This is a genomic window from Pontibacter amylolyticus (genome assembly GCF_014638845.1).
In the GTDB taxonomy this organism is placed as follows: domain Bacteria; phylum Bacteroidota; class Bacteroidia; order Cytophagales; family Hymenobacteraceae; genus Pontibacter; species Pontibacter amylolyticus.
The window spans coordinates 1036681-1049690 of the sequence record NZ_BMFP01000001.1; the positions used below are offsets into that span (position 1 = coordinate 1036681).

The 13010-nt window shown below is 47.5% G+C and carries 8 protein-coding genes; 2 read left to right on the forward strand and 6 right to left on the reverse strand.

From position 1 onward, the window contains the following. Positions 1-43: 43 nt before the first annotated feature. Positions 44-5098 carry a putative type IX secretion system sortase PorU2 gene (porU2, locus tag IEV97_RS04570; RefSeq protein WP_188500293.1) on the reverse strand — a complete coding sequence of 1685 codons (5055 nt, stop codon included), beginning with the start codon at positions 5096-5098 and terminating at the stop codon, positions 44-46. A gap of 28 nt (positions 5099-5126) precedes the next feature. Beyond that, positions 5127-6221 (reverse strand): putative type IX sorting system protein PorV2, encoded by a 1095-nt coding sequence (locus tag IEV97_RS04575; protein ID WP_229733792.1) that lies wholly within the window; start codon positions 6219-6221, stop codon positions 5127-5129. A gap of 284 nt (positions 6222-6505) precedes the next feature. Here IEV97_RS04575 and IEV97_RS04580 point away from each other — a divergent pair, with 284 nt between their 5' ends. Next, entirely contained in the window at positions 6506-6850 is a 345-nt protein-coding gene (locus IEV97_RS04580; RefSeq protein WP_188500294.1) for a PadR family transcriptional regulator, read from the forward strand. Beyond that, positions 6847-9366: a GIN domain-containing protein gene (locus tag IEV97_RS04585; protein ID WP_188500295.1), complete on the forward strand. Its 2520-nt coding sequence runs from the start codon at positions 6847-6849 to the stop codon at positions 9364-9366. Before IEV97_RS04580 ends, IEV97_RS04585 begins: the two co-directional genes overlap by 4 nt. A gap of 130 nt (positions 9367-9496) precedes the next feature. Here the strand turns inward: IEV97_RS04585 and IEV97_RS04590 are convergent, their stop codons facing one another. The 4 genes from IEV97_RS04590 to mce form a co-directional block, all read right to left on the reverse strand. Next, complete coding sequence (locus tag IEV97_RS04590; RefSeq protein WP_188500296.1) at positions 9497-10924, reverse strand: CCA tRNA nucleotidyltransferase; 1428 nt, start codon at positions 10922-10924, stop codon at positions 9497-9499. A gap of 166 nt (positions 10925-11090) precedes the next feature. Continuing rightward, positions 11091-11840 carry a hypothetical protein gene (locus IEV97_RS04595; protein WP_188500297.1) on the reverse strand — a complete coding sequence of 250 codons (750 nt, stop codon included), beginning with the start codon at positions 11838-11840 and terminating at the stop codon, positions 11091-11093. 88 nt (positions 11841-11928) lie between these two features. Beyond that, the gene (locus tag IEV97_RS04600) at positions 11929-12501 is read right to left on the reverse strand and encodes an L-threonylcarbamoyladenylate synthase (protein WP_188500298.1); all 573 of its coding nucleotides are present in this window, start codon (positions 12499-12501) and stop codon (positions 11929-11931) included. Positions 12502-12595: 94 nt separating this feature from the next. Beyond that, entirely contained in the window at positions 12596-12997 is a 402-nt protein-coding gene (mce, locus tag IEV97_RS04605; RefSeq protein WP_188500299.1) for a methylmalonyl-CoA epimerase, read from the reverse strand. Between the last annotated feature and the right edge of the window lie 13 nt (positions 12998-13010).

Here is a 13010-nt window from a genome sequence, read left to right on the forward strand (position 1 = left end):
CTGACAGGTGCTCCTTTTTTGTTGCGGTGGATATTACTACAACTTAGCGCAGAATGTAAATCTTGCCGTAACCATTCACAAACCCCTTATCTCCTTTCTTCCAGATGTGCTTCATCTCCTCAGTATCTTTCGGCATCACCACACGGTACAGGTATACGCCATTGGCCAGTTTGTCGCCATACGTGTCAGTGCCGTCCCAGGCATACTCCGTTTTGTTGTTACCTATACGGATCGGACCGATCTCCTCCCGCATAATCTCCTTCACAATTTTGCCTGTCACGGTCATGATCTGGATTTTGAATTGATCCGGAATTACACCGCCCGTCAAGGTGAAGATAAACTGCGTTTTGGTAGAGAATGGGTTCGGATACGGGTAGAAGTTCGTAATCTTCGACTCGTTCTCTACTTCGAAGTTGATTTCGTAAGCAGAGAGACCAGAGGCTTTACCAGTTACATCGTTTCCTCGAACAACCAGTTTGTACCTGCCATTTTCTAAACGCTTAGGTTTATACTCAAAACGAAAATCATTCTTTTCATCTGCAGGGAAAACCTGAACTTCACCTGGATTATTACCTGTTGTGATATCCTTTTGGTTGTTCATTTCATCAACAAGCGTCACATGCATCGCATCAGCATTCTCCAAGAACACATGCTTATTTTCATCCTTCATGGTAATACTGATAAGCGGACTAGGTGCCACCAGTTCTCCGTCCATAATATGCACCCCGTCGAAAGCCACATCCATAATAGGGTGCAGTTTCGATTTAACAGCAAAGTTCACTTCATAGATATTGTTTTGATACTGCTGCTCCGGCTGAAACTGTGGGTTCACGTACATGAGCAACCTATAATTACCATCTAAATCGGTTGTCGGCATTGTGTAATTAAATGTCGCCGTTTTGTTCCCTTCCAATGCTTCAATTTTGAATCGTGACACGCGCGGTTCTATCCGCTCACCAGTCAGTGTCACTTCCACCGTTATGGAATCACGGAAAGCATACGGCGTCACGTTTTGAAACGCCATTGGCATCTCAATCCGACCTCTATTCGCTTGCTGTGTTATTATTTTATCACTCACTTCCACTAGATCCGGCCTTATCACCCCTTCCGGTGCCGCTTGGTAATATACCATCCATTGTTTCAGTTGAGGTGCTGTTCGGTCTTCTGTGTCAGACAATTCCGCCTGCAACTGTAAATATGGGTACTGTGTCGCATTTACCTGGGTTAAGTCAAACGCTTTGGTAGATACCGCATCATTCAGTAGCTCACGGTTGCCATCCGCACCAATTCCAAACAAGCTCAGTTTATAGCTATCGTTACCCGCTTTGTACCGCTCGACATTATGATGCAGGCTGCCCCAACTCAGTGCAGGCCCGATGAGAGTTGAAGTAATGGAGCCTTTGGTACCATTAGTTTGCAGCTTGGTTTCGAGTAGTATTTCTTGAAAAGCAGGAAGTGTTTCACTATCAAGATTTGCAGAAACTTCTCTAGCAGTTCCTACAGCTCCACCCTTTTGCCCAACCATGGCAAAAGGATAACTAGTTTTTATGTTATCTATCAACTCTGATCCAAGGCTTCTGAATGCGGCTTTCAAATCATTTGAAAACAAATCAAATGGTACCTTATTAATCCCCATCACAACTACATGCTGTCCAGCCGGTATTGCCTCTATAAATCGCTGTATTGTTGCTCTAACTGTCGGATTACTCAAATCTCCAAATTCATAAGTATTATTGCTCATCCACCTACACGGCGCGAATCCTGAAACAGTAGTAAGTTCTAAAGTTTTACTATCCAGTATATAGAAATACATTCTTGGAGCACTTGAACCATTGAAATTTCCGCAAGAATTATCAATTTCAGACACACCATCTATGTATATACCAAATGGTGTAGTCTTAAACCTTATTTCTCCACCCACAGCTCTTATTTCGATGTTCCTTGAAATGATTCTAAAACTTGACCTCCCTTCTTTATCTAACTCAATTTTATCAAAATCTGATTTTACAAATTGTCCTTTGTGACTTTGTGACCAGCCACCAGTACTTTCTTTAATATATCTGAATGAACTTTTCACCCATACAGTATCCTCTTCCGCATCAAAACTATCAAATCTTGCTCGCCAGTAAAACACAATACTATCTTTATCAGAATTTTGAATTGGCAGCTCTACTTTCCAAGAAGGTATAGCTCCTGATTTGGCAGAGTGTGTTTTTTTAATAGTTGAATTGAAAGTAAGCGTAGTGTCTAACTCAAAGTAAACTCCCTTAGGCTCTGCTCTAAGCTGTGTTGACTGTACAAAAAGTTCTACGGACTCACTGTTAACTAGGGAGAACTCCATAGGTGCCAGTAAGGAAATACCAGATTTTGGCAAAAAATGACGAACAGTTAGGCTATTATTACCCTCATTTAATTCTTCGAATTGGTTTGCAGCATCTAAAGTGATTTCAAATCTATTAATTCCGGCCCCAGTCGAATCAGTATTTGGAAAATTCAGTTCTATTTGTCCTCTATAATAAATGGGCTTAACCTTTTGCGAAATAAGCGCTGATTCCTTTCCACTTGGCGAAATTCTCTTCACACTTATAGTTAAGGAATCATTAATTGCTTTACCGAGGTTAATCGCATTTACACGGAGAACAAAATTTTTAGACACAGCAGTAGCAGATTCGCCTGTGGGTCCCTCTAGAGAATAGCTATTATTGTAAAAAGCGTAATCAGGCTTACTTGGTGCATAAAGCCTCACTGCTGGATCTCCTTGTAATACCATCTGAGTCATTGTAGAAACCTGTTCCTCAGAACTGAAAGTTGATATGCTATTACTGTATCTCCTGATTGTTTCTTTATGTATGTCACCTATGGTGCTTCCATAAAACTCATTTTCACTAAAAGCCAGATTATAAAATTCTTTTGAAAATTTGTTTAAAGGATCATCACCACCTATATAAGATTGCGCCATAAATGAAATTGCTCCCCTATCTGGTGTTATCAGCCAATCCTCACCAAACGAAACCCTATTATAGAAAAACGAATCACCACTATAACAACCATTCATTAAAATGGCTGGATATTTCCCCTTATTTCTATAACCATTCAAATTTGCAGACGCAAATCCGATTTCAATATCAGAGACATCGGCAGAACTATGCCCATAAAAAGTGATCAAAGAAGTACCAGCATTTACTTCTTCGGAGACATTTACATAAGCTGTGGGCTGACTTGAATCGAACCTATATTTCTCCAATACATTCCCCCCGAAAGAAGGGCCTTCTGCAACTACTTTATGCTCATTAAGCCAACGTTTAAATTTGTTTATCTGAGTAGTACCAGACCCACCTCCTAATTGTAAAATATTCTTGCGCCATGCTAGGCCTTCAGGCAATGCTTCATGTTCCTTAACCTTATTCAGATACGCAATAATATTTTCAGCTGAAGTTGCAGGCAAACGTCCTGTTGGTACTCGGGGTTCAAATCGGTTGTTTCTGAAATCAGCCGTAAAGAAAACATCAGAGGCCGGTAACATACCAGTAGGAACTAGATCCATTTCATATACCTTTGGGTGCCTCTTATCTACATGGTACAAACTCCAAGTGCCTGCTACTATTGTTCTATAATCTCCATGAGCATATTTCATACCCTTGCCTATAATAAACAGATGCTTTGGACGATTAGCTGTAAGCATATAGGACATAAACTTCCGAATAGCATTAGATGAGAATTCACCATAATGAAACTGATTCACAAGTTGATCCATGTATACCATCAAAGTATCATAACCACCTCCTGCTACAGAAGCCCGATATGATGCATACTCAAGCGGGGCAGGCTTTGTAGCGCCTGCTACGACTTTCATAAGGTGCCTATTAGTAACAATTATGTAGTTATGAACTGCAGGATTAATTTGACGAAAGCGTACTAACTCTGAAATTCCAGAAGGCTTAAATGCTTTAACCGTATTTGCAACTAGCACTTTATGAGAATTTCCCGAATTTGTCGGAATCACAAACCCTTTGCCATTAGCTCCTACATTACCGTCAATCCGGATAGGATTGTATGGATCTGACACATCGTATGCAAACGAACTTGCCGGAGCATGACTTATATCATAATAAGGGTTTACAGTACGTGTAGAGTCTGTAAAAAATATTACTGAGTTATTAGAAAGGGTTGGCAATTGCGGGAAAGTTACCCGCATGTTTGATATACTTACATTGCTCTTTTGTACTGAATTTGGAACAACTTGGAAAGTGACTTTTCCATCAGCCAAAACATCAGAAAATTCGATTTGACCGCCCACATGTTGGTAACCATAGGCACCAAACAAAAAGGAAGATACCTGTCTTGCCCCTCCTGCTGATGGGACTACCCTAATTATTCCCGTTTGAGACTCTCCATTAACACCGATTAAATTAAAATGTACTATTGGCTTGGGACCTGTTGTAGCTAAGTTAGTAATAGAAGCTATATTATAATTCTTTGTGCCTGCGCTACCTGTTGCTGTATACCCTTCTCCAGTGTCCATCCAAGATAGCTGTGATTTTGTATTCCCATAAATTTGACCATCATAATATCGATCCGCAAAATACTGCGTCACCTTCCTTAGCACATACGGCTCCGGCGTCTTCCCAGCCGGCGAAGGATTCACCTGCTGCATACGCTTACCACCAGCAGGGTTTACCGTCAAGAAATAAGCTGCGGTATCGGTATAGAGACTATACAATTGATGCGGTTGGTGTGCGGGGTTCTTATATAAATCCTGATCTAGTCTACCGTCGTTGCGCTCACCGTAGAACTCGATGAAGTCTTCTCTATCTAATCTACCGTCAGCTTCGCCGGCTACGTGGATGGCGACTTCCTTTCCTCTTCTGAAAAGCTGGAAATGCTGCGGATTGGTACCTGCCAGGCCCAAGCTGTCCAGAAATCCATGACTAAGGCGGTGTAAACCCGTGTTCACTACTTTAAGCTTGTAGTAGGTTTTGTTGTAGTCAATCCACTCGTTGCCGTAGGGCGTAGGCGACTGGGCTTGTACCGTCGCCTGCAGACCGAAGGCCAACACGCTAACGAGTAAAAACTGAAGGAAGAGTCTGTTTATTTTCATCGGCTGTAAAACTTGAAACCGTATGTCTTTAATTGAAAGAATAACCTAGCGAAATGATAATGGAGTAAAGCCCGGCCGCGTTGGCCGTGTTGCCGTCGCGGCCATTGATGCGCGACATGGCCAAATCAATGTTCAATCCATTGTTCTCAAATCCCACCCCAAAGTTTGGCTGTACCTTGGAGGACATGCCTCCGTCAAAATTCCGGAATTGCTGGTAGTTGTTCAGGCCGCCGCGCACAAACACGGTTTGGGCATAGGCAAGCTCCATCCCCACATGCGGGTCCACGGAGGCAAAGTCTGACTTGAGGAGCACGTTGCGTCGACCATCGAAAGTGAAGTCAACATCAGTGGCCAGTATACCTGTTATCTTATCAGAGAAAGTGAAGTTCTTGGCGGCTCCCAGTACCAGACGAGGAAGCGTGAGTTCGGCTGTGCTTTCGGGCAGGTCGTTGCCGGTTTGCTGATAGGTGGCCTCCAGCGCCTCTACGTTATGGGTCCAGGCGGTAAAGGTAGTCGTTACGTCCTTGGCCATTACGCCAAACTGCCAGGTACTGCGCCTCAATTGAGCACCCGCATCGAACCCGAAGCCCCATGCGTTGGCAAACTCCCCTACATTGCGGTAAATGATCTTCGCATTCACACCCAATGTTAGACCTTGTATCAAATTACTCTTGCGGGCATAGGAAAGGAGCATGGCATAGTCAGCCACGGAGAAAAAGCGGATGCTGTCGTACTGGATGTAGCCGTACTCGTTCTGCAGGCGGCGGGTGTCCACGATGTCGTCCACGCCAAGGCGGATGACCGAAACAGCCAGCGCACTGCTGGAGTCGATGGGCATAGCAAAGCTACCAAAGTCGTTTTTGGCGATGCCTGCAAACAGCTCCGAGTGCATCAGGGCGATGTTATACCTGTTTGGGAGCTGCACAAGTCCAGCCGGGTTCCAAAAGCCAGCCGTGGCATCGTCGGCTATTGCAACCTGCACATTGCCCATGCCGAGCGCCCGGGCTCCCACACCAATGTTCAAAAACTCGTTGCTGTACTTCGGCGTGGACACCTGCGCGTGCACGGCCCCACTCACAAAACACAGCACGACAATAAATATAGAAAGGGTAAATCTGTTCATAGGCACAGGTATACTGTCACTTCAGTGGTCTTAAAAAGAATTTATTCGCTCGGTTGTAAAAAAAATTTACCGCTCTCCAGGTATGTCAATTTGCCTCCTAACACTTCAGAAACTGAATTAGTTGACTTTTTGAGACATTTTTTCGCATCCAAAAATAATCATTTTTATCCACAATTTGCTGCCACTTAAACCCTTTGAAAAAAGTTTCGTAATTATTTTTACACAGTACCTTGCGTTACATAGTACCTTTTAATATCTTTGCTTCAACATTAAACGGAATCATCATGAAAGTAGAAAACACACAAGTGCAGATGCGGAAGGGAATTCTGGAATTCTGCATCCTGGAGATTATCGCTCGTGGTGAGGTATATGCGTCCGATATGTTGGAGGAGCTGACAGCTGCCAAGATGATAGTAGTGGAGGGAACCCTTTATCCTCTCCTTACTCGCCTCAAGAATGCGGGGCTTCTCGACTACAGTTGGGTCGAATCTACCTCCGGGCCACCCCGCAAATACTACACACTGACCGAGACCGGTCGCACATTTCTGGACCAGCTCCGGGACACTTGGGGCGAACTGGTAGCTTCCACCGAATTCATCATGCAAAACAAGAAAGCGCAGCAATCATGAAAAAGAACATAAATATCAACCTGCAAGGCATCATCTTCCACATCGAGGAGGATGGGTATGAGCAACTGAGCCGCTATCTCGCTTCTATCCGCAACTACTTTTCGAGCTACGAAGGGCACGAGGAGATTGTAGCCGATATTGAGGCACGTATCGCGGAGATCTTTTCAACGCGCCTTTCTCCAGGCAAACAGGTCATCACGCTGGAAGACGTGCAGGCCCTGACTGCACAGATGGGTGAGGTAACCGACTTCGAGATCCTCGAGCCGATGGAACAGGAGATACCGCACGCCAGACAAGCGTACAGCACAGGAGCTCCTGAGCCCGAGTTTGCAGGGGCCGGAGGTGCCGCCGCAGCCGCCGCAGCATTCAGACCAAGACGCCTGTACCGCGACGTGAGCCGCAAAGTAGTGAGCGGTGTGGCAGCGGGCATAGCCAACTACCTGAACGCAGACCCGGTGTGGATCCGCTTGATCTTCGTGTTCCTGGTAATAGGCACTCCGATCACGAAGGGTATCTCAGGTTCTTTCGGCCTGATCCTCTACATCATCCTCTGGATTGCGCTGCCTGTGAACTACTCACTGCCTGAAATCACGGTGAAAAAGCTGTTCCGCGACCCCGACGACAAGAAACTGGCGGGCGTGGCAAGCGGCATCGCCAAGTATTTCGGTGTGGATGTGGCCGTTATCCGCATCCTGTTCCTGGCCCTGATCTTTGCAGGCGGCTTCGGTATACTGGCCTACATCATCCTCTGGGTAGCGGTCCCGGAGGCGGCCAGCCTGACCGAACGTATGCAAATGCAGGGAAACCCCGTTACGCTGGCCAGTATTGAGCACACGCTCAAGGAAAACCTGAACATGAAAGACCAGAACGGAGAGGAAAGCACTGCCGCTAAAGTATTGCTGCTGCCTTTTCGCATCATCTCGCAGGTGATCAACTGGCTCGGTCGTGGTCTGGGACCCGTACTGGGCGTCTTGATCACGCTGATCAGAGTGGCTGCAGGTATAACCCTGCTGGTTATCTCACTTGGCCTGACCGTGGCGCTCTTCACTTCGCTGTTCGTGACGCTTGGTGTAGTAGATGGCGATTCTGCGTTCATGATGGGTGATTTTCCGGCCTCCGTGCTTCTGGAGGGCTTTCCCCGGCTCGGACTGGTGGCAGGTTTTTTTGTAGGCCTTATTCCCATCCTGTTCCTGATCCTGCTGGCCATTGGCCTGCTGGCGAAACGCTTCTTCATGCGCCCATTGGTAGGCTGGTCACTGTTCGGCATCTGGCTGATCAGCTTGTTCACCATGATCGCCTTTATTGCGGCGCACGCTGAGAACTTCCGTCGCTCCGGCGAAGTGGTAACGACACAGTCTTTCCCGGTAGGGCCATACCCTACCATCACGCTGGACGGGTATAACACGAACTCTTCTTATGAAAACCGCATCTATTTTGATGTGCAGGGCCACACTGGCTCTAACCTGGAAGTGCAGCAACGTCTGCAGGCCAAAGGCAAAACCGAAGCCGAAGCAAAGCAAAATGCCCGCATGGTGACCTACCGCGTGGTGCAGACCGATTCTACGCTGCGTTTCGACGACAGCTTTGAGTTTGCATCCGGGGCAGCTTACCGTAGCCAGCGTATGGACGTAACCTTGCTGATACCACAGGACAAGCAACTGCGTCTGACCAACAACTTCCTGCGCATGGTGCCAAGCAGTGCTTTCGAGGAAGAGTATAGCCGCGAGAAAACCCTGCGCAACCTCTGGCAGGTGAAGGGCAACTTGTTGAGCTGCATCACTTGCGCCACCGACACACTCGATGTAGCTGACAGCGATTTCACTTACAATGCCGCTGCCACGATGGGTGCTGGCGGAAGCGTGCTGATGAACGAAGCAGAGTATAGCTCGAACAAACAGACCTACGACTTCAGCGATTTCGATGCCATCACGGTAAACGGTGCCTACCATGTGCAGATCACGCAAGGCAGTAACTATAGCGTAACAGCCAGTGGCGACGCCGACGACCTGAAAAAGCTCGAAATTAGGAAAGACGGGGGCGAGCTAGTGGTGGAGCACGAAGACCGCACCATCAAGCTTTTTGAAAAGCAGAAGCTAGTGCTGATTCAAATCACTGTGCCTGAACTACGCAGCCTCGACCTGAACGGTGCCATCAAAGCGGATATCGGGCACATCAAGACCTCTGACCTGAGCCTCGGCTTGACAGGTGCTACGCAGGCTTTCGTGGATGTAAATGTGAGCCGTTTGAAAGCTGACATCGCGGGAGCGTCTAAGAGCACTTTCACAGGCCGCGCCGATAACGTGGACATGGACATTGCAGGTGCCAGTAAGCTGGACGCTACCAGACTGGTTGCCAATACGGTGGAGATAGAAGCCGTTGGTGCTTGTTCTGCCGACGTGAACGCAACCAACACCTTGCGCGCCGATGCCGCAGGTGCCAGCAAGGTGCGCTACAAGGGTAACCCAAGCAATGTTGTGACAGACGTATCTGGCGCCAGCAAGGTGTCGCGTATGTAGTATGTTTACAAAAAAAGGGATAGGCCGGTTGGCTTATCCCTTTTCTATACCTTTTTTCTTATACCCGCCTCTTAGTACAAAATAAAACTTTATACCCTATTGCAGGTTCTATACCTGAGTGATAGTTTAATTAGCTGTTTGGTGAGTTTACCTGGCGAAGTCCCAGTTCTTTCCCCTTCTTCAGGAGGAAAGCGAAGGCTTCGCCAAACTCGTTTTTAACGGTCCCCTCCAGGATCGCCTCCGTCAGAGCCTCTTTCAGTTCTCCTACCGTTTTAGAAGGTTTCAGATCGAAAGTCTCCATAATGATCTCACCCGTGATAACGGGCTGGAAATTGCGCAGTTTGTCGCTCTCCTCTACCTCTACCAGTCGTTTCTCCACCTTGTCGAAGTTCTGCAGGTAGCGCTTCACCTTGCTGTCATTTTTGGAAGTGATGTCGGCGCGGCACAGTTTCATCAGCGCCTCAATGTCGTCGCCTGCCTCAAACAGGAGTCTGCGGATGGCCGAGTCGGTCACGGTGTCTTTTACCAGCGCGATGGGTCGCAGGTGCAGGCGCACCAGCTTCTGCACAAACTTCATGTGCTCATTCAGCGGTAGCTTCAGGTCCTTGAACAGCTTGGGCACCATGCGGGCGCCACGCTCTTCATGACCATGAAAGGTCCAGCCCACTTTTTCGTGGTAGCGCTTAGTGTCGGGCTTGGCGATGTCGTGCAAAATGGCCGACCAGCGCAGCCACAGGTCATCTGACACTTCCGCCACATTGTCGAGCACCTGCAGGGTATGGTAGAAGTTGTCCTTGTGTGTGTTGCCTTTCACCGTCTCCACCCCCTGCAGTTCCGCCATTTTCGGGAAAATCAGCTGCAGCAAGCCGGATGCAAACAGCAGTTTAAAGCCATATGATGGCTTAGGCGAAAGCACAATCTTGTTCAGCTCGTCGGTAATCCGCTCCTGCGACACGATCTTGATGCGCTCCTTGTTGTCGATGATGGCGTCGAAGGTTTCGGGAGCGATGTCGAAGTTGAGCTGGGAGGCAAAGCGGATGGCGCGCATCATGCGCAGCGGGTCGTCGGAGAAGGTAATGCCCGGCTCCAGCGGCGTGCGGATGATCTTGCGCTTCATGTCCTTCAGGCCATCGAAGCGGTCAATCAGCTGCCCGTAGGAGCTCTCGTTCAGGCTTATACCCAGCGCGTTGATCGTGAAGTCGCGGCGTTTCAGGTCATCCTCCAGCGTGCCGGTCTCCACTTCGGGTTTGCGGGAGTGCTCCACATAAGATTCTTTGCGGGCGCCTACAAATTCCACCTCCCACTCTCCGGAGCGCAGCATGGCCGTCCCAAAATTCTTAAAAACCGACACCTTGGGCTTGTGCGGCAGCTTATGCGACACGCGCTCGGCCAACTCGATGCCGTTACCCACACATACCACGTCAATATCTTTGGAAGGCCTTTTCAGGGCCAGATCACGCACAAAGCCCCCAATCACGTAAGCGTCTACGCCTACTTCCGCAGCCGCAGCGGCCACCGTATCGAATATGGGGTGCTCTGGTAATTTTATCGTATCCATTCAAAAAAATCAAAACCTCGGGGAATGCAGAACCGCAGGCCCGAGGCGCAAAAATAAAGAGATAAATTCAGAGCTTGTTTAAAAAATAACAACAGTCCATAAAAGTTTAGTACAGAAGCTGTTCGAATCGTGGCAGAATATAAAGACTGTGACCTGTATGCAAATACTACTTTATTCGCAGTCGTAAATAGGAGAACTCGTCCTTTTTGGGTACTCCTGACAGCATTTCGAACTGCTCCATTGGCAGCATTTTGATAATAATGGATCGAGGTGATTCCCATACCATTTCAAAAGCTTCCCAATCCTGTTGATTTATCTCGAAGTATTTTTCAATTGCTGCTCTCCCACCTTTCTCAGTCACCTTCCATACCTGAATTCCATTTGGAGCGTTGTCCATAATGGTTGCTGTTGACAGATTAGCCAGGAAGCTCAAGTCAGGCGACACGGCAGGTTCAGTCCATGATGTTGCGGCTATCTCGCCTGTTGTCATGTCTACAAGATAAGTTTCATAGTGCTCGTAGAAGTGTCCCGCAACCAAATATTTGTTCAGCTCCTTATTTTGGCCCAGATACTTGTACGCTGCATACGCTGTGTCATCTTTATCCGATAGTGTATCCTTTAGTGCTGCTATGGGCTTCCACTCCCCACTGATCTTAAGGGTGATGACACCATCAACTTTGCGGGCGTCACCTCTGTTCATCGCAAAACCAAACGTATGGTTAGCCCAATTGCGAAAGTCCTCTTCCGTGGCCGGCTCCAAGGTATAAAGTGAGGTCGAATCCTTTTCTAAGGCAACTTCTCCAGAGTTAGCTAATGCTGAATTTTCAGTTTCTGCTCTCTTCAACACTTGTTCACTCGTCCTACCACTACAGCTCAACATCAGCAGTACTAGAGTCGGGACAAGCACCTTTTTCATCAAAAACTGATTTTAAGTAAGTTGTAGTCAAACAGAAGTCTAACATATCCAGCATGGGTATACCTGAGACTAAAGCTATACCTATGCCCTACTCCCGAATCACGGTCTGTTTCCCCTTTTCATCAATCTTGATAATTCGCGATGGCCGCGACTCCACATCCTCGTCCTGCCGCCACTGTACGATGTAGTCTACCCGCTCTTTGATCGTGTCAGAGACTTCGGGGAAAGCTTTCGGAGCGACCTCACCGCTCACATTGGCCGAGGTAGACACCAGCGGGCGGCCGATCTGCTGCATCAACCGGTGGCAAAACTCGTCTTTGGTGACACGCATGCCGATGCTGCCGTCCTCGGCGATCAGCTCCTGGGGTAGGTTCTGCGCACCCGACAGCACAAAGGTGGTTGGCCGTTCCTGTGACTCAACCAGTTTTTCAAAGTCCTCCGGCACATCGCGCACATAACGGCGCAGCATTTCCACGTCGCTTACCAGCACAATCATCGACTTGGACTCCTCCCGCTCCTTGATCTTGAAAATCTTCTTGACAGCCTGGGCATTTTCGGCATCGCAGCCAATACCCCATACCGTATCGGTCGGGTATAAAATGACGTTGCCGACCAGCAATTCGTCCTCTGCTGCCTGTATTGCTTTGAGTAAGTGATTCATAGTTTAATTGTTAATTGTTGGTTGTTAATTGTTGATTCTCATTACGATTGTTCACCTTGTTGAGAAAAACAATCAGCAATTAACAATCAACAATTTACTTAATCTCCTGCGTCAGTTCTATCAGCACGCCATTGGCGCTTTTGGGGTGTACGAAGCACACCAGCTTGTTGTCGGCGCCTTTTTTGGGCGATTCGTTCAGTAATGTGAAGCCTTCGCTTCTTAGTCTTTCCATTTCAACCAGTATATCCTCCACCTCGAAGGCAATGTGGTGTATACCTTCGCCGCGCTTTTCAATGAATTTACTGATGGCGCTGTCGGGCGTTGTGCCCTCCAAAAGCTCTATTTTAGTGCCGCCTACCTTGAAGAAAGAGGTGTTTACTGCCTCTGACTCCACAAACTCTGTTTTATAGGGCTCCACGCCCAGCAGTTTAAAATACAGGGCATTTGCCTCGCTGAAATTTTTAACTGCTATACCTATATGTTCTACGTTTACCATTTTCAATTTGTAA